The 18,087-nt window shown below is 61.2% G+C and carries 17 protein-coding genes and 1 pseudogene; 9 read left to right on the forward strand and 9 right to left on the reverse strand.

The window, feature by feature from the left end:
* Positions 1–16: 16 nt before the first annotated feature.
* Complete coding sequence (locus tag MTX36_RS19245) at positions 17–1,513, forward strand: CCA tRNA nucleotidyltransferase (protein ID WP_243621286.1); 1,497 nt, start codon at positions 17–19, stop codon at positions 1,511–1,513.
* Here the strand turns inward: MTX36_RS19245 and MTX36_RS19250 are convergent.
* From MTX36_RS19250 to MTX36_RS19260, 3 genes are all read right to left on the reverse strand, one after another.
* Positions 1,475–2,785: an MFS transporter gene (locus MTX36_RS19250; RefSeq protein ID WP_243621287.1), complete on the reverse strand. Its 1,311-nt coding sequence runs from the start codon at positions 2,783–2,785 to the stop codon at positions 1,475–1,477. The genes MTX36_RS19245 and MTX36_RS19250 overlap by 39 nt on opposite strands.
* A gap of 26 nt (positions 2,786–2,811) precedes the next feature.
* Positions 2,812–3,246, reverse strand: a complete 435-nt coding sequence (locus MTX36_RS19255) for an SRPBCC family protein (RefSeq protein WP_243621288.1) — start codon at positions 3,244–3,246, stop codon at positions 2,812–2,814.
* Positions 3,247–3,366: 120 nt separating this feature from the next.
* Positions 3,367–4,308, reverse strand: a complete 942-nt coding sequence (locus MTX36_RS19260) for an NAD-dependent epimerase/dehydratase family protein (protein ID WP_243621289.1) — start codon at positions 4,306–4,308, stop codon at positions 3,367–3,369.
* A gap of 153 nt (positions 4,309–4,461) precedes the next feature.
* On the opposite strand from MTX36_RS19260, the gene MTX36_RS19265 reads away from it, so the two are divergent.
* Positions 4,462–5,190: a TetR/AcrR family transcriptional regulator gene (locus MTX36_RS19265; protein ID WP_243621290.1), complete on the forward strand. Its 729-nt coding sequence runs from the start codon at positions 4,462–4,464 to the stop codon at positions 5,188–5,190.
* Between the two features lie 13 nt (positions 5,191–5,203).
* Positions 5,204–5,809, forward strand: a complete 606-nt coding sequence (locus MTX36_RS19270) for a YqgE/AlgH family protein (protein WP_374230501.1) — start codon at positions 5,204–5,206, stop codon at positions 5,807–5,809.
* Here MTX36_RS19270 and MTX36_RS19275 read toward each other — a convergent pair whose 3' ends face one another.
* From MTX36_RS19275 to MTX36_RS19285, 3 genes and pseudogenes are all read right to left on the reverse strand, one after another.
* Positions 5,810–6,790, reverse strand: coding sequence for a bile acid:sodium symporter family protein (locus tag MTX36_RS19275; RefSeq protein ID WP_243621291.1), 981 nt, complete (start codon positions 6,788–6,790; stop codon positions 5,810–5,812).
* A 4-nt stretch (positions 6,791–6,794) separates the two neighbouring features.
* Positions 6,795–7,766: a DUF1648 domain-containing protein gene (locus MTX36_RS19280; protein WP_243621292.1), complete on the reverse strand. Its 972-nt coding sequence runs from the start codon at positions 7,764–7,766 to the stop codon at positions 6,795–6,797.
* Between the two features lie 178 nt (positions 7,767–7,944).
* Positions 7,945–8,292 (reverse strand): annotated as a pseudogene (locus tag MTX36_RS19285) (SdpI family protein); the annotation flags it as partial.
* A 102-nt stretch (positions 8,293–8,394) separates the two neighbouring features.
* Between MTX36_RS19285 and leuS the strand changes: the two are divergent.
* Entirely contained in the window at positions 8,395–11,241 is a 2,847-nt protein-coding gene (gene leuS / locus MTX36_RS19290; protein ID WP_243621294.1) for a leucine--tRNA ligase, read from the forward strand.
* 55 nt (positions 11,242–11,296) lie between these two features.
* Here the strand turns inward: leuS and MTX36_RS19295 are convergent, their stop codons facing one another.
* The 3 genes from MTX36_RS19295 to MTX36_RS19305 form a co-directional block, all read right to left on the reverse strand.
* Positions 11,297–11,650 carry a PH domain-containing protein gene (locus tag MTX36_RS19295; RefSeq protein WP_243621295.1) on the reverse strand — a complete coding sequence of 118 codons (354 nt, stop codon included), beginning with the start codon at positions 11,648–11,650 and terminating at the stop codon, positions 11,297–11,299.
* A gap of 60 nt (positions 11,651–11,710) precedes the next feature.
* Complete coding sequence (locus tag MTX36_RS19300) at positions 11,711–12,973, reverse strand: hypothetical protein (RefSeq protein WP_243621296.1); 1,263 nt, start codon at positions 12,971–12,973, stop codon at positions 11,711–11,713.
* A gap of 162 nt (positions 12,974–13,135) precedes the next feature.
* A complete protein-coding gene (locus MTX36_RS19305) occupies positions 13,136–13,585 on the reverse strand; it encodes a DUF1579 family protein (RefSeq protein WP_243621297.1) in 450 nt (149 codons plus the stop codon).
* A 185-nt stretch (positions 13,586–13,770) separates the two neighbouring features.
* Between MTX36_RS19305 and MTX36_RS19310 the strand changes: the two genes are divergently transcribed.
* Genes MTX36_RS19310 through MTX36_RS19330 form a run of 5 tightly spaced genes read left to right on the forward strand, consistent with a single transcriptional unit; the run spans position 13,771 to position 18,001 of the window.
* Positions 13,771–14,145: a nuclear transport factor 2 family protein gene (locus tag MTX36_RS19310; RefSeq protein WP_094270558.1), complete on the forward strand. Its 375-nt coding sequence runs from the start codon at positions 13,771–13,773 to the stop codon at positions 14,143–14,145.
* Position 14,146: 1 nt separating this feature from the next.
* Entirely contained in the window at positions 14,147–15,103 is a 957-nt protein-coding gene (locus MTX36_RS19315; RefSeq protein ID WP_243621298.1) for an alpha/beta fold hydrolase, read from the forward strand.
* A gap of 33 nt (positions 15,104–15,136) precedes the next feature.
* Positions 15,137–16,093, forward strand: coding sequence for an SMP-30/gluconolactonase/LRE family protein (locus MTX36_RS19320; RefSeq protein ID WP_243621299.1), 957 nt, complete (start codon positions 15,137–15,139; stop codon positions 16,091–16,093).
* A gap of 43 nt (positions 16,094–16,136) precedes the next feature.
* Complete coding sequence (locus MTX36_RS19325; RefSeq protein ID WP_374230502.1) at positions 16,137–17,207, forward strand: Dyp-type peroxidase; 1,071 nt, start codon at positions 16,137–16,139, stop codon at positions 17,205–17,207.
* Positions 17,207–18,001 (forward strand): family 1 encapsulin nanocompartment shell protein, encoded by a 795-nt coding sequence (locus MTX36_RS19330; RefSeq protein ID WP_243621300.1) that lies wholly within the window; start codon positions 17,207–17,209, stop codon positions 17,999–18,001. Before MTX36_RS19325 ends, MTX36_RS19330 begins: the two co-directional genes overlap by 1 nt.
* Positions 18,002–18,087: the final 86 nt, after the last annotated feature.

Raw genomic sequence — 18,087 nt, forward strand, 5'->3', positions numbered from 1 at the left:
AGTAAGCTCCATGGACGTGACTGCCCCTACCTCCGATGCCGATCGCCGACTGCGACTGCTTGCCGACGCTTCCGATACATTGCGCACGCTCTCCGATGTGTTGAATCCGCTGGGCGAGCGCTTCGCCGCCGCCGGTCACGAGCTGTATCTGGTGGGCGGCAGCGTTCGCGACACGATTCTGGGCCGCTTCAGCGGTGATCTCGATTTCACGACGGATGCGCGCCCGGAGAAGGTGCAGGCTCTGCTCAAGGGGTGGGTCGACAAGCAGTGGGACACCGGAATCGACTTCGGGACGATCAGCGCCATCAAGGATGGCCAGGAGATCGAAATCACGACCTTCCGGGCGGATGCCTACGATCGCGTCTCGCGTAATCCGATCGTCCAATACGGCAGCACGCTCGCCGACGATCTCGTGCGCCGCGATTTCACGGTCAACGCGATGGCAATGCAGATCGGCGCGGACGGTTCCTTCACGTTCGTCGATCCGCTGAACGGCATGGACGCGCTGCTGGCCGGCGAGCTCGACACGCCGTCGGCTCCCGAGAACTCGTTCAACGACGATCCGCTGCGGATGCTGCGCGCGGCGCGGTTCGTCTCGCAGCTTGGTTTCACGTTAAACAATCGTGTTCTCGAAGCCATCAAGGAAATGGCGTCGCAGATCGAGCGGATCACCGTCGAGCGGGTGCAGGCCGAGCTGAACAAGCTGATGCTGGGTATGTACCCGGTGGACGGAATCAACGTGATGGTCGATTCCGGATTGGCTGCGTTTGTGTTGCCCGAGGTTCCGCAGATGAAGCTCGAGATCGACGAGCACCACCAGCACAAGGACGTCTACCAGCACTCGCTGACGGTGTTGCAGCAGGCGATCGATCTCGAAGAGGGTGATCCGGACCTCGTATTGCGTTGGGCTGCACTACTTCACGACATCGGCAAGCCCGACACCAAGCGTAACGAGCCCGCCGGCGGCGTCAGCTTCCATCACCACGAGGTTGTCGGCGCCAAGCTGGTCCGCAAGCGTTTGCGTGCGCTAAAGTTCTCCAAGCAGATGGTCGACGACATCTCGCATCTTGTGTTCCTGCACTTGCGTTTTCACGGTTACGGCAAGGGGCAGTGGACGGATTCGGCTGTGCGGCGTTACGTCACCGATGCCGGTGAACAGATTCAGCAGTTGCACAAACTTGTGCGCGCCGACTGCACTACCCGCAACAAGCGTCGGGCTGCCCAGTTGCAGGCCACCTACGACGACATCGAAGAGCGCATCGCCCGTATCGCCGAGCAGGAAGACCTGGCGCGCGTGCGCCCGGACCTGGACGGCAACGCCATCATGGAACTGCTGAACATCCCGGCCGGCCCGCAGGTGGGCAAGGCGTGGAGCTTCCTCAAGGAACTGCGTCTGGACCGAGGTCCGCTCGAGCGCGACGTGGCTGAGGCCGAGTTGTTGAAGTGGTGGGAAGAGCAGGCGGAGCCTGTTGAATCAGCCCCCGCGGACGCGCCGGTTGATCAGGACGGCTGACAGCCCTGCGGCGTAGATTCCGGCACCGGCCAGAGCTAATCCGACGCTCTTGCCGTCGGGCGCTATCACCGTCGACCCGGCGGCGATAGCGCCGATGAACGCGATGTTGAAGACGGTGTCCTGCAAGGCGAATACCTGACCACGACGGTCGTCGTCGATGTCGATTTGCATGGCGGCGTCACCGCTGAGTTTGACGGACTGGCCGGCGATGCCGAGTAGGAATGCCGCGATCAGCAGCGACCCCTGTGTCAGGGTTGTCACGAATACCAGTTGGGTCGAGGCAGCGACCGCCAGCGCGTAGGTGACGGTGCGTGAGCGTCCGATGCGCGGTATCAGGAACGGCGTGATCAGTGCGGCAATCAACATTCCGATGGCGGTAGCGGCGACGGCAACGCCGAATCCTGCCATCCCGCCGGGCAATCCGGAGCCGTTCGCGGTGTCTCGCAATACCAGCACCATGATGAGGGTGTTGAGGCCGAAACAGATTCTGTGCGCACCGATCCCGATCATCGTGGTGGTGACGCCGGGAGCTTGCCACACTGCGGTGGCTCCGGTTTTCAAGCCGGCCAGGACGGAGAGGGCGGCGTTGCTGTTCGAGGTTTCCGAGTCTGTTGTTTCAGATGGTGTGGGGCCGAGTGATCTGGCGCTGAATCTTGCTGCTGCCAAAGCCGCAATGATTGATCCCACCGCCGCGCAGGCGACGGCGATTGCCGAGGCCCGATCACCGGCACCGACTACCCCGATTATGGTGACAGCCGTCGCCGCTCCCAGAGCCGACACCACTGAACCCGCTGTTGTCAGAACGGAATTGGTGGCCACCAGCCAGGATTGCCGGACAACCTTGGGTAAGGCTGCCGAGACACCGGCGCCGACAAATCTGCTGACTCCGATGGCTGCCAACGCGCACAACAACAGTGCAGATTCGCCGCCACTGGTTGCAAGGAGTACGGCGGCGGTCAGAATCAGCAGTCCACGCAGAACACTCGCCCACAGGAGGACGAGGCGTCGATCCCAACGGTCCAGGAGTGCGCCGGCAAACGGGCCGATGATCGAATACGGCAGCAGCAGTACGGCAAAGCCCGCAGCGATGGCCACCGGATCTGTTTCCCGTTCCGGGTTGAACAAGATCGCACCACCCAACGCGGCCTGGAACAAGCCGTCGCCGAACTGGCTCGAGAAGCGGACGAGAGCCAGCCGTCCGAGACCCGGGGATTCACGCAGGGTGTGGAGCGTCCGACGCCAAGCCTCGCGGCGGTTCGAGGCTGGGGTCATGGAGGGAAACTCTAGTAGGAACCGAGTTATCGGCGGTCGAACCGGTCTCGCAGGGCATCGAGGCCAACCGAGTACACGCCGTCACCGAAGGCGTTTTCCACGACGGGGATGATCTCGTCGGCTCCGTCGTAGGTAGCGGTCCATCGAACTTCACAGCCGTCAGGGGTAGGCACTACTTCGATGCGTGCAATGTAATTGTCGACCGGAATTGGTTTGTCGAGTACCTCGTAGCTGTAGGTTCGACCCTGATCATCATGCTCGATCAACTTTTCACGTGCCACGACGTTGCCGTCGACGATGAATCGACGTACGGAACCGGGGGTGTTCGGGTCTGTATTTCCCTCCATTTCGGAGGGTGGAATGCGTGGGTGCCAGGAGGCGAGTTTGTCGAATCCTTTTATCGCAGACCAGATCTGGTCCGGATCGGTAGGCAGGGTGATTGTTCGTAGAAGCGTGGCCATCGGTACCCCTCAGTGCGCTTGTGTCAGATTTGTTTGGTGTGACGTGGACACTAGGGATTTGTGCAGCGTGGGGGAACGAAAGTCCCATCTATCGGAACATTGAATGATCAGTTCGTGCCCTCAGGCTGCCGCAGTGCGGGCCTGCTCGGCGTGCCACCAGTCAACGGTCTCCCCCGCCGCTTGTTCGATTGGTGTCGGCCCCAGACCCAGGAGTGCCTCGCTGGCACTCGAATCCATGACAAACGGCTTTGTGAACTGGTAGTTCATCTCGGCGAGTTCGCGGGTGTCGGTATGGACCTTGCCGACGGCATCGAGGACCCAGGCCGGCAGGACCCCAACCTTGGCGGGAGGGGCTCCGGCAGCGTGTGCAAAGGCCTCGGCAATTGTGCGCTGAGTGAGGGCGCGGCCGGTGGGTGCGTGCAGGACGGAGTTCCAGAGCTTCGGATTGTGGGCCGCGGCAATCATCGCGGCCGCAAGATCGGGAACGTAAGTGAAAGAATGTGGCTGATCGGCAGACGCTACGACGCGAATCTTCTTACCGGCCATGACTTTCGGAACCATTCGTTCACCCGCGTGGGCTGTGCGTACGAAGGGGCCGAAGAAGTCGGAGGCGACCACACTCACGGTTGGGGTCGACGATGCTGCTCGGGCGCGTAGCAATGCTGTGCGGACTCCGCGCTTGCCGCCGGTTGCGCTACGTGGATCAGCTTCCGTCATCACGGTGTCCGAGTTGCAGGAGTAGAGGCTTTCCGGGAACACGACCACAGCGTCGAGTGATGCAGCCACGTCGAGAACGATCTTTTCGGCTGCCGGGAGTTCGCGTTCCCAGTCTGCGGCGTTGTAGGCGGCGTGGATGCAGTGGTAGATCGCGGTGGCGCCTTCGGTGGCGGTGCGCAGGGCTTCGGGATCTGAGACGTCGACGCGCCGACGCTCGATCAGGGGGTGTTCGGGTCCGCTTCCAGACCTGGTCAGCAGGCGGACATTGATGCCCTGAACAGCGAGTTGTAGTGCGACGGTCGACCCGACGGGGCCTGCTCCGGTGACGATTTCGAGGCTGGTCATGGCGTGCTCCTCAGTAGGGTTTCGAATGCGAGAGCACTGCTCTCGATTTCTAGGATGCACCCACTTTTTAGTCATGTCAAGAGCACTGCTCTCTTTAGATAACGCTGCTCGCTTTTGTTGATTCTGCTCTCGGAATTGAGGCATGATGTCCTCATGGTTGGAACCCCACGGATGCGAGCGCGCGAGCAGACCACTACTCCACGGATGCGAGCGCGCGAGCAGACATTGCAGGACATCACTCGGATCGGGCGCGAACATCTGGCGTCGGTCGGTGCTGCCGCCCTGTCGCTGCGGGCTGTGGCGCGCGATCTGGGCGTCGTGTCTTCCGCGGTCTACCGGTATGTCGCCAGTCGTGACGAACTGCTGACGTTGCTGGTGGTGGACGGATACAACGAGCTTGGTAGCGAAGTAGACGCAGCGGTGAATGCCGTTGCAGCGGAGGATTATCGGGGCCAATTCTTCGCCTTGGGTCGAGCGCTGCGAGCCTGGGCGGTGCGCGAGCCCGCACGGTACGGATTGCTGTTCGGCAGTCCGGTCCCCGGCTACAACGCGCCCGGCGAAGAGACCACCGGGCCGGGTACCCGTGTCGTCACTCGTTTGATCGCGATCATCGACGGGGCGTATCGGTCGGGGGCGCTGGCGCAGCAGCAGGACGCCGAACTCGGAGAACCCTTGACGTTGGATCTCGAACGCGTCCGCATCGAAATGGACGTCGAACTATCACTGGATGCGGTTGCCCGCGGAACTCTTGTGTGGGTGGCGCTGTTCGGTTCCGTCAACTTCGAGGTGTTCGGTCAGTACGGATCCGACACGTTTGCCGAGCCTGGCGAGCTTTTCGAGCGGCACCTGACGTTGCTCGCGGAGATCGCCGGGTTGAAGTGAGATGATGTCTTCTGTGCCGCACGCAGAAGGACCCGATGATCGAATGGCCTGGATAGAACCGGAGGTTCGTCCGGGTAGTTTGCTGGTGTCGTCCACCGATCTCACCGAACCTGCGTTTCGTCGCACCGTCATCTACATGATCGAACACAACGACGCCGGAAGCCTTGGCGTCGTGATCAATCGGCCGACTGAGACAGCCGTACAGAACGTCCTCCCGCAGTGGGCACCGCTCACCGCAAACCCTTCTTCGCTGTATGTGGGCGGGCCGGTCAAGCAGGATTCCGCGCTGTGTCTCGGAACCGCTCGCAACGGTGCCATGATTGACGGCATCGAAGGGTTGCGCCGCGTGGACGGCAAAGTTGTCATGGTGGATCTGGATTCCGATCCCGACGTTATCGCTCCTCTGGTCGAGGGGATTCGAATCTTTGCCGGATATTCGGGTTGGACTCTGGGACAGCTTGATTCGGAGCTCGAGCGCAACGACTGGATGGTCACCAGTTCATTGCCCTCGGACGTGCTGACTGTCCCGCGCGTCGACGTGTGGGCCCGGGTACTACGACGCCAACCGCTTCCGTTCGCGATGTTGGCGAGTCACCCCATCGAGCTCGAGCGGAACTGACTAGGCGACGCTGACCGGATCTCGTTTCGCGAAGCGTTGCGCCAGCGCGGCGCACACGATCAGCTGGATCTGATGGAAGATCATCAGCGGCAACACGATCAGGCCCACCGGCTGTCCGGCAAAGAGCACTGCCGCCATCGGCAAACCCGTCGCCAAGGATTTCTTGGATCCGCAGAAGATGATGACTATCCGATCGGCCTGATCGAAGCCGAGTTTCTTGCCGGCAAGGGTGGTTGCCCCCAACACCACCGCCAGGATCACGCAGCACACCACGATCAGGGTCAGGATCTGCCAGATCGTGATGGTGCCCCAGATCCCGTCTTTCATGCTTTCGCTGAATGCGGCGAAGACAACCAGAAGGATGGATCCGCGGTCGACGAACTTGGTCGGCTCCGCGTACTTCTGGAGCCATCCGATCACCAATGGCCGAATCAATTGGCCGACGATGAACGGGACCAGCAACTGCGCGACGATATCGAGAATCGAAGAGAAATCGACCGTCGCCTGCCCGGTGGTGTTCATCAGTAGAACCACCAACAGAGGCGTGATGAAGACGCCGATCAGGTTGGAGAACGACGCACTCACGATCGCGCCCGCCACGTTGCCCTTGGCGATGGAGGTGAAGGCGATCGACGATTGGACCGTCGACGGAACCAGACACAGGTAGAGGATTCCGGTGTACAACTCGTCGCTGATCAACGTCGGCGTGAGGATCCGCAGCGCGAGGCCGATCAGAGGGAACAAGAGGAACGTCGACGCCAGAACAACGCTGTGCAGTCGCCAATGCTTGACGCCCTTCCACGCTTCTTGTGGGGAGAGGCGGGCGCCGTAGAGCAGGAACAGGAAGCCGATGGCGATTTTGGTGGCCCAGTCGAGCACTGTCTCAGCAGAGCCGGATGCCGGGAACACACTGCCGAGGACTGCGGCCGCGATGATTCCGAGGATGAACCCGTCGATGTAGAACCTGCTGAGAAACTTCACCGGGCTAAGGATAACGAGGTGCAGTGCGGGAGTCGGCCAGGCGGTTCAGCGTCCCGGCCATCTCCTCGGCTTTCGGTGTGGTGATGGTGAGTCGATCGCCACTCGCGAAGCTGATGACCACAGCGGGCCCGGTGCGGGTGACGATGCCGTAGTTGCGTCGGCCCTTGGTCTTGAGGCCCCAACCGCCGAAATCTGCGAACGGTGTGATCTCGGCGACCTTGGCGCTCACAACCTCGTCGGCGTCGTACCCCATCGCGCGCATGCCCATGTTGACGACGGAGATGCCCCTCTCGTCCACCGTGACGCGAAAGCGCACGAGGCTGACAAGTAGCAGGGCGAGCGCTGCGAATATGAACAGGGACCAGTACGAATCCATCAACAGGCTTGTCAAGACTCCGAGTGCGAGGGTGCTCAGCGCAAGGATGGCTGAACCCTTGGCGGAGAAGCCCACGTCGTCGGAGATCGGTAGTGCAGCATCGCTGCGTGGGAGTTCGGGTGAGGGATTTCCGGAAGCGTGCTCGGGGACGCGGTAGTCGCGCAGCGTGAGGGCGCCCAGGTAGCCGAGCGCGCCGCCGAGCAATGCACCCACACCGATGGACCAATACGGCAGTGAGGTCGTGGACGGATCAACGACGTCGAGTTGGTTGTACAGAAGCGCAAAATTTACGGTGGTGATCAATCCGACGACGCCGAGTCCGGTCACCAGCATGAAGCGCCGCATCATCAGCATTGCCGGCGCCAGAGCCGCAACTGCGCTGAGTCCGCCGCCGAAGAGCAGTGTCAGAAGCGCGACTGTCCACGCGTTGGCGGTGGGCGTCGCAAAGCCGTCGGCCGACGTGGTGGTCCAGTGCGTGGCGATTTTCTCCGGTAGGCGGTGTTCCCACATTTTCGTGAGTACGACGCCACCGAACGCGCACAACGCGGGAATCAGGATGCCGAAGATTGCTCCGGCGGGGTCGACCACACGATGTTTCACGTGAATCAATTCACTTTGCCGGGAGGCAGGCGCCCTTGAGTGAGCAGGCTCCGCAGGAGGACTCTCCGCACTCCGACGCAGCTTCCTTGGCAGACGCTTCCGCCTTGGCTACCGGCGTTTGGTCAGCGGCGGTGTCAGTGTGTCCGGCGCTTTCCGTATGTCCGCAGTTGCAGTCGTTGCCACAGCCGCTCGGCTCGGGGATCGCAGCGGCGGCGCGGGCGCCGATGGCTCCACCGGTACCGGCAGTGAACAATGCTGCGACAACTGCGACGAGGGCGATACCGAGCCCCATGGCCACGCTCATAGTGAGAGCAGCGATGCCGCCGATGACGAGCAGTCCGGCGGCGGCAGCCATCGTGGGGCCGGCGACCTTGTTGGCCAGGGCAAACGATTCTTCGCTTCGCAGGGTGTCCGGGGTGCGGACACCGGCCCAGCGGTTACGCGGGAGCTTGCCGATCAGGCCGGCGACAGCGACTCCGCCGACGGCAAGAGCGAGCACGAACAGCACTACAGCAACAATGACCACCCATACAGGATAGGTGCGTGTGGAGTTGCCCGTATGCCCGGGTGGTGAAGGCTCTACCCTGGTTAACGGTATTTAACGTCAGCCAAGTAGATAGCGACCACAGTGACCGAGTCTTCGCAGTCCCCCGATTCACCAGTCGACGCCACCCCGCAGCACCGCTACTCCGCGGAGCTTGCCGGCCAGATCGAGCAGCGCTGGCAGGACCGCTGGAGCGAGGAGGGCACGTTCAACGCGCCCAATCCGGTCGGTCCGCTGTCCTCCCCCGAGGGCGTGCCCGCCGACAAGCTCTTCGTCCAGGACATGTTCCCGTACCCCTCGGGTTCGGGTCTGCACGTCGGCCACCCGCTCGGATATATCGCGACGGACGTCTTCGCGCGCTACCACCGTATGCAGGGCCACAACGTGCTCCACACCCTCGGCTACGACGCCTTCGGGTTGCCGGCCGAGCAGTACGCCGTGCAGACGGGCACCCACCCGCGTACGACGACCGAAGCGAACATCGCAAACATGCAGCGCCAGCTGCGACGCCTGGGCCTGGGCCACGACGAGCGTCGTAGCCTCGCGACGACGGATATCGATTTCTACCATTGGACGCAGTGGATCTTCCTGCAGATCCATGGCGCTTGGTACGACAAGGCTGCTGGTAAGGCGCGTCGCATCTCGGAGCTGGAAGCTGAATTCTCTTCGGGTGAACGGGATTTGGAAGACGGTGGCGATTGGGCAGCGTTGACCGCTGCGGAACGCGGCAAGGTTCTGGACTCGTACCGCCTTGTCTACCAGTCTGATTCGATGGTGAACTGGTGCCCCGGTCTGGGTACGGTGCTGGCCAACGAAGAGGTGACGGGTGACGGCCGCAGTGAGCGTGGCAACTTCCCCGTCTTCCGCAAGCACCTCCAGCAGTGGATGATGCGGATCACCGCCTACTCCGACCGCCTGGTCGACGACCTCGAGTACCTGGATTGGCCGGACAAGGTCAAGGCCATGCAGCGCAACTGGATCGGCCGCTCCTACGGTGCTGAAGTCACCTTCGCTGCCGGCGAATTCGGCATTGACGTGTTCACGACGCGTCCCGACACGCTGTTCGGTGCCAGCTACGTGACGTTGGCTCCCGAGCACGAGTTGGTCGATCAGTTGGTTACTGCGGAGTGGCCCGAAGGCGTCGACGCCCGCTGGACCAACGGCGCAGCAACTCCGGTGGAAGCGGTTGCGGCATACCGCAAGTCCATCGCTGCCAAGACCGACCTGGAGCGTCAGGAAAACAAGGAGAAGACCGGCGTCTTCCTGGGTGCGTACGCGGTCAACCCCGTCAACGGCCACAAGGTGCCCGTCTTCATCGCCGATTACGTGTTGACCGGCTACGGAACCGGCGCCATCATGGCTGTTCCCGGACACGATCACCGTGACTGGGAATTTGCGACGGCATTCGGCCTCGATATTCTCGAAGTTATTGCCGGTGGCGATGTTTCGGAGGCTGCGTACACAGGTGACGGCGCTCTGGTGAACTCCGACTACCTCGACGGACTGGATGTTGCCGAGGCCAAGGCAACCATCATCAGCAAGCTCGAAGAAGCCGGACACGGCAAGGGCACCATCCAGTACAAACTGCGCGACTGGCTCTTCGCGCGGCAGCGTTACTGGGGCGAGCCTTTCCCGATCGTCTACGACGCAGCCGGAAACGCGCACGCCTTGCCGGATTCGGCTCTGCCCGTGGTGCTTCCGGAGGTCGAGGACTACGCACCCGTGTCCTTCGATGCGGATGACGCCAACTCCGAGCCCTCTCCCCCGCTGAACAAGGCCACTGAGTGGGTCAACGTCGAGCTCGATCTCGGCGACGGCCTGCAGACCTACCACCGCGACACCAACGTCATGCCGCAGTGGGCGGGTAGCTCGTGGTACCAGCTGCGTTACATCGACCCCACCAACCAGGACACCTTCTGCGATCCGCAGAACGAGGCGTACTGGACCGGTCCGCGTCCGGAACTGCACGGTCCCAATGACCCCGGCGGAGTCGATCTTTACGTCGGCGGCGTCGAGCATGCCGTGCTGCACCTGCTGTACTCGCGTTTCTGGCACAAGGTGCTCTTCGATCTGGGTTACGTCAGCTCGAGCGAGCCGTACCGCCGCCTGTACAACCAGGGCTACATCCAGGCCTACGCGTACACCGATGCCCGCGGCGTCTACGTGCCCGCCGAAGAGGTCGTAGAGAAGGACGGCAAGTACTTCTACGAGGGCGCCGAGGTCAATCGCGAGTACGGCAAGATGGGCAAGAGCCTCAAGAACGCCGTTGCGCCGGACGAGATTTGCGCCGAATACGGTGCCGATACCCTGCGCGTCTACGAGATGTCGATGGGTCCGCTGGACACCTCGCGTCCGTGGGCGACCAAGGACGTCGTCGGCGCTGCGCGCTTCCTGCAGCGTGTGTGGCGCGTCGTCATCGACGAGGAGACCGGTAAAGCCCGCGTCACCGACGAAGCGCCCGACGAGGCAACGTTGCGTGCACTCAACAAGGCAATCGCCGGTGTCAGTGAGGATTACACGGCGCTGCGCGACAACACGGCTGCTGCCAAGTTGATCGAGTACAACAACCACCTCACCAAGGTCTTCCCGGGTGGCGCTCCCCGCGCTGCTGTGGAGCCGCTGGTCCTGATGCTCGCTCCCCTGGCTCCGCACCTCGCGGAAGAGCTGTGGTCGCGCCTCGGACATGCGGAATCCCTTGCGCACGGCCCCTTCCCGGCTGTCGAAGAGAAGTGGCTTGTCGAGGACACGGTCGAGTACCCGATCCAGGTCAACGGCAAGGTGCGTAGCCGCATCAGCGTCCCGGCTGATGCCGATCGCAAGGCTGTCGAGGAAATCGCTCTGGCAGACGAGAAGATCGTTGCTCTGCTCGAGGGGAACGCTCCCCGCAAGGTGATCGTTGTTCCCGGCAAGATGGTGAATATCGTCCTTTAGGCGCTTCGCGCACGTGCGCCGTTTTGGTAGTGCCCACTACCAAAACGGCGCACAGCTATTTCATCCTTGCCCGGACAGCGGAGACGAATTCCTCGAAGGCTCGCTCATCGGTGATCCACTTGAGTAGTACGTCGTTTCCCGACGCGGTAATGCGGACGATGTCGCCGATCCTGTCCTTGGCCTTCTCGCACGCCTCGATATTGTCGTAGCTGAATGATTCGAAGCTGAAGTTCCCCATCTTCTTGACGTAGAAGATGACGCGCTGAGCGGTGGCGATGAAAAGTCCGTTCCGGACTCTCTTCTCGCCGATCATCTTGCCACCGGTAGTTCCCTGCACTATTGCTACCGCAGTTTCACCGGACGCGAGATGCGGACGGGCGAGTTCCCATAACTTGTCGATCTTGGTCATATCTTGTCCCCCCGTTTTGCCTGGATCCTTTCACGCGGCGGCGGGGTTGGCACGCCGTGCTTATCCGGTCGGCTGCAACGTCCACCCACTCGTGAGGTCATGCAGGAGATCCGGCAATCGGGGAATGAGCCGCCCCCGCGCCGACATTTCTGTGAACGGATTCGCGAGTATCGTCTGTGTCTCTCGTGAATGTTGTTGTACTGCAGTGATATAGCTGGGTGCCAACTCGTCGGCAATGAATGACCATCGCGCTTCCCGATCCGCCCAGTTGAAGGCAGGAAGCGGCGCCGTCACCGCTGTCTTCACTCCCGCCGCATGGACGGTCACCTCAATCGGCGCGTAAGTTCCGGGTGCGGGAGTTCCTGGCACGGCAGGCTTTCCGGCGATGGTCGTGACGTAGGTGAGAACTCGTCCCATGCTGCCACGCCCCTGTGTCGTGGTATCCCACTGATCTGCGATCACCTGATTTTGCTCGCGTGAGGCCATTCGGACCAGAGCGTCGGCGAGACTGTCCGGAGTGCCCTCGGAGATGCTCTGCCAGGCTTGGGAAATGTTGTCGTCGAATAGTCCGGCTCGTTCGAACTCCTCGATTCCTTTGCTGCCCAGTGCAATATATGCCTCATGCATAGGAACCAGATCCATGAAGATGTGTTTCTGCATGGTGAGGAGTCGTTTGACGTACCAATCGACATCTCCGGAATCGGCGTGTGGTCCTTGTGTGATCAGGAGTTGGAGGTCGGATGGTAGCGGGCTGGTTGTTCCCGGAGGGAAGACTGCGACTACCCCGGCGGCCGCGTCGGCAAGTTGGCGGATGCCGTTGACGCTCAGGATGGTGGACGCATCGCCCAGATCGTAGAAACCGGAAGCGAATGACACACCGGCCAGGCCGGCCATTCCGGACCAATACAGTTCGGGGTGGGCGTTGGTCATCCGCAGATAGTTGACATAGACGTCGTCGATTGTGGTGCGGTTGGCTGCCAGTCCTCGCTGGGGATCCCAGTTCGCCAGTTCGATATTCGCATTCTCTGCCCCGACGGCAAGCCAGTATTGGCGCAGCAGGGTTGCATAACGGCTGGGGTCGACCCCGGAATTGCGGGCTGACGACAGTGCGGACTCGAGCTCGGAACAATCAAGCGGCAGTGCGGGATTCAATCCTCCAGCGGCGGTTCCCTCCTGATTGATCTCGGGAAGGTCGAGGTATTGGGACACCGTCGGCACGGCCTGAGCCTGCGTAATGGCTGTCGTCGTCAGGAAGGCGGCAGCCAGAACGGCTGAGAGAATGCGAAAGCTGTTGAACTTGAACCTGTTGAACGTAGTGAGCACTGGATCTCCCTAGGTTTCCAGTGCAGCAGCAATCGCCTGACCAGGGGCAATTTGTCCAAAATTGTTATCGGTCAGTCGATCTCGTCAGGATGCTGGAGTGACAACGTTTGTGGTCAGTTTTCACCGTCGCAGTCCGTACGTCAATAGGTAGTCCGTAGACAATCAGTGGGCAATCGCTGCGAAACCCATGTCCATCCAGTGGAGCCAGGTACCCGAGTCGATCTGCCGCTCCCACCGTGCCGTCATGGATGACCTGTCTTCGGACGGCCACAAGGTGCTACGCATGCGATCGCCGAGGAAGGTCCATGATCCATCCGTATTCGGGTGCGCGGTCATCGCCCCGAATGAGCCCGATCCGTCGAAGGCCCGCATGACATATGTGTTGGTCTCCGGGTTGTGCTCGCCGATGAGTTCCAGCGCATGAACATGATCGTCGCCAATCGTGACGTCGACCCTGTGGATGACCCACATTCCGCCTGGCATCCACTCGTACTCGTCGGTGCCGTCTATTTCTGCGACTGGCTGTCCGTGTTCGTCCAATACCGTGCCCGATGTCCTCCACCGCCCGATGATGGAGTCGAATGGTCGCATGGTGTCCGGTGCGGCTGTCATAGAGATCCTCTCGTTGATTTTGTTGTAGGCCAGCGCGGAGCGCCTTGCATATATAGACCGGCCCGGGCCCGCGAAGTAATCGGTCCTGCCAGGCGTGCACATCAGCATCCCTGAACGGCGCACAGGGGCGTGGCCCCTGCGCTATCCTCACGAATAGAACCTGTTCTAACTACGAGGGGTATTTCATGGCACCGTCCGCAGAAGCAATTCGTAAGACCGTCGAGGCATACATGAACGCGGTTGCCACTGGCACTGCCGACGAGGTTGTCGCCCTGTATGCCGAGGGTGCCACGGTCGAAGACCCGGTGGGCACCGATGTGCGCACAACCCGCGAGTCGATCCACGAGTTCTATTCCGTAATCGAGAATTTTGATCAGGAAGCTCACCTCGAGGCTCTGCGCATTGCGGGAAATGAAGCGGCATTCCACTTCTCGCTCATCACAAAAATGGGTGACAAGCGTCTGACCATCACACCCATCGATGTCATGACTTTCGACGACGACGCGAAGATCACGTCGATGCGCGCCTTCTGGGGCCAGGAAGACATGATCCAGAGCTGATATGACCCTGAAGGTGATTGACGTCGACGGATTTCGTTGGCAGCTGGACGATTCGGGTTCGGGGCAAGCTGTGGTGATGTGCCACGGCTTCCCCGGTCTCGGGTACAGCTACCGGCATCAGTCCGCGGCACTTGCGAATGCCGGGTTCCGGGCGATTGCCCTGGACATGCCAGGTTACGGTGGAACGACGCGGCCGAGTGACATCGTCGACTACACCAATGATGCTGTGGCAGAGCGCATGATTGCGCTTCTCGACGCCTTGGAGATCGACAAGGCTGTGTTTGTCGGCCACGATTTCGGGGCTCCGGCTGCCTGGACAACGGCGCTGCGATACCCGGAACGCGTTGCGGGACTGGTCTCCTTGGCGGTGCCGTATGCGCCGGATCGATTTCCGGCCCGACCTTCCGTGATCTACGCGTCGATGGCGGCCAAACACTTTCTGCACATTCACTATTTTCAGGAACCGGGTGTGGCCGAGCGAGAACTTGACGCTCACCCTCGCGAGTTCTTGCACCGACTGTTCTTCGCGCTTTCCGGTGGATATCGGTATCTCGACGTCTGGAAGAACTCGTCCGAAGGCAACGGTTACCTGGACGTACTTCCGGAGGCTCCGCCGCTGCCGTGGTCGTGGCTTACCGAAGAAGATTTCGATGTCTATGTAAAGACCTTTACTGCAACAGGTTTCACCGGTGGTCTGAACTGGTACCGCGCGTACGACGCGAACTGGGAACGCAGTGAGGACTTGAACGGCGCCCACATTACGGTTCCGACACTCTTCGTTGCGGGTGCTGAAGACCCGGTGATTGCAATGAGCGGCCCGAAGGCATTGGTGCGCATGAAGGGAACCGTGCCGGACCTGCGCGGTGTCCATCTCCTCGAAGGTGCGGGGCACTTCGTTCAGCAGGAACGTGCCGACGAGGTCAGTGAACTTCTGGTGGAGTTTGTGCGCAGTCTCTAGTCGAATCATCGCAAAAGGTCTACGGTTGCGCAGATGCGAACCAGAATCGTCGATCGCGGTATTCGTGTTGGTATCACCGGAGTACTTGTTGCCGGTTCGTTTCTCGCGCTGGGTGTTTCCGGTGCCAGTGCGGCGCAGCTATGCCCGGGGTCGTCGCCGGCAATTCTCAGCGCACAGATTCCCGGTGCCGCCCTCGAAGGAGTCACCGTCGACGGCCAGGGCCGCCTGTATACGACGGACCTGGTGAGCCGACAAATCTTCCGCGTCGACGCCCCGGGCCAGGCGGCAGTTCCGATAGCGACGGTGCCCGGTGGCGCCGGCGCGCTCGCGTGGAGTCCCGACGGTTCACTGCTGGTGGGAACCGGAACCAATGCGGGGGTTCTGATCGGCGATCTGACGCGTCAGGCGTCCGTAGCCCGCGTCGATGTCAATACCGGCGCGGTTACGCCGTTTGCAGGCGGTTTGAGCGCCGCAAACGGCTTGGCCGTGGCACATGACGGAACAATCTTCGCTACCAACGATTTCGGTTCGCTGATCGGCAAAGTGAGTCCGAATGGTGCCGTCGACCCGGCGTGGGCTACTTTTCCGAGTGCAAACGGTGCGGCGCTGAGTTCGGACAATCGCTGGCTGTACGTCTCGCGTACGTTTGCCAACCCCGGAGTAAGCCGTATTTCTGTCGACAATCCGGGATACTCCGAATCGTTGGTCGATCTCGGCGGACTTGAAACCTTAGCTGCACCTGACGGTTTGACGCTCGATTCTTACGATCGTCCGATTGTCCCGACGGATATCAGTGGCGAGGTGTGGCGCATCGACGGGCCCGGCCAGTACTGCGCGCTCACCAGTGGCCTGCAAGCATCGAGTGTGCTGACGTACGGCCGCGGCACCTCAGGCTTTGCGGCCGGGCACCTCTACCGCGCCGGGTTCGACGGGCGGATCTACGAGATTCCCGCCGGCTTCGATCCGGCGGCGCAAGCTGCGATGCCTTGATCGTCCGCTGCATCTAGTGTCCGAATCATCCATACTGAGGTGCATGGCGGAAACGAGTGCAATCGATGAGGCTGAAATGAGCTTGCCTGCACCTTCAACACCCGCGATACCGCAACCCCTGCTGACGCCTCTCACCGAAGCCGCGATCTTCCTCGTCTTCACCATCGACGAGGGCGGTGATCAGGCAGTTCATGACATCCTGGCAGACCTCTCCGGCCTGCAGCGATCCATCGGATTCCGGGTTCCGGCGGGCGGGTTGGCTACCGTCGTCGGAATCGGCTCGGACGCCTGGGATCGGCTGTTCGAGGGGCCGAGACCAGCGGACTTACATCCGTTTGTCGAATTGACCGGCGACAAGCACCACGCGCCCCGGACTTCGGGTGATCTGTTGTTTCACATCCGTGCCCGGCAGATGGACCTGTGTTTCGAGTACGCGACCGTTGTCACGAACCGATTGACCGGGGCGGCGACGGTGATCGACGAGGTCCACGGGTTCAAATACTTTGAGCAACGCGATCTGATGGGCTTCGTCGACGGGACCGAAAATCCAGCCGGTCAAGCAGCATTCGTTGCCGTCACAGTCGGTGACGAAGACCCCGAGTTTGCGGGCAGTAGTTATGTCATCGTGCAGAAGTACCTTCACGACATGTCCGGGTGGAATGCTTTGCCCATCTCGGAACAGGAAAACGTCATCGGGCGTTCAAAACTCGAAGACCTCGAGATGGACGACGAGATCAAGCCGTCCAACGCGCACACCGCGCTCACGGTCATCGAGGACGAGTCCGGGCAGCAGATTCAGATCCTGCGTGACAACATGCCGTTCGGCCACGTCGGATCGGCTGAGATGGGCACGTACTTCATCGGATATTCAGCGTCGCCGACCGTGACCGAGCAGATGCTGACCAACATGTTCATCGGAAACCCGCCCGGAAACACTGACCGAATTCTCGAATTCTCTACTGCTGTCACCGGAATCAACTTCTTTGTTCCGACGGCAGATTTTCTGGATGATCCCCCGGATCTTCCGACTCGCCTTGTGCCCCCAGCTAAGTTCACAGCGCCGAACTCTGACGGTTCTCTCGGAATCGGCAGCCTCAAAAGGAGTGACTGGTAATGACAAATTTGCACCGCGATCTAGCACCCATTTCGGCGCCGGCGTGGGCCGAAATCGAGGAAGAAGCCAGCCGCACCTTCAAGCGTCATGTGGCCGGCCGACGCGTCGTCGACGTCGAAGGTCCGGCGGGTGTTGATCTAGCCTGCGTTGCGTTGGGTCATCAGGTTCCCATCAGTTCACTCTCGGACGGCGTGATTGCCCACGCTCGTCAGTCGCAGCCGATCATCGAACTGCGGGTGCCGTTCACTGTCAGTCGCCAGGCAATCGACGACGTCGAGCGCGGCGCAAAGGATTCCGATTGGCAGCCGGTAAAAGATGCCGCGAAGAAGATTGCGTTTGCCGAGGACCGCGCCGTGTTCGAGGGATACCCGGCCGCGAACATCACGGGTGTTCGCGCTAGCGGATCCAACCCCGAACTGGCGCTGCCCGCCGACGCCAAGGACTATCCGGAGGCCATCAGCCAGGCGCTCACATCCTTGCGTTTGGCCGGCGTCAATGGGCCGTACTCGTTGCTGCTCAACGCCGATGCATTCACCCAGATCAACGAGACCTCCGATCACGGCTACCCCATTCGCGAGCACATCCGACGCGTACTCGACGGCGACATAATCTGGGCGCCGGCTATCGACGGTGCATTCCTGATGTCTACTCGCGGTGGGGATTACGAGCTGCATATCGGGCAGGACCTGTCGATCGGCTACCTATCTCACGACGCAAACTCGGTGGAACTGTACTTCCAGGAGTCGATGACCTTCCTGATGTACACGAGTGAAGCTGTTGTCTCACTTACGTAATAGACGCTGATACCACCGGAGACGAATCGGAGAAGTCTTCCGTAAGCGTTTGCGCGCTAACATTTCCGACGCCGCAGCGAATGCGT

Origin of the sequence: Rhodococcus sp. ARC_M6 (assembly GCF_022810305.1) — a bacterium.
Lineage (GTDB): Bacteria > Actinomycetota > Actinomycetes > Mycobacteriales > Mycobacteriaceae > Rhodococcus_F.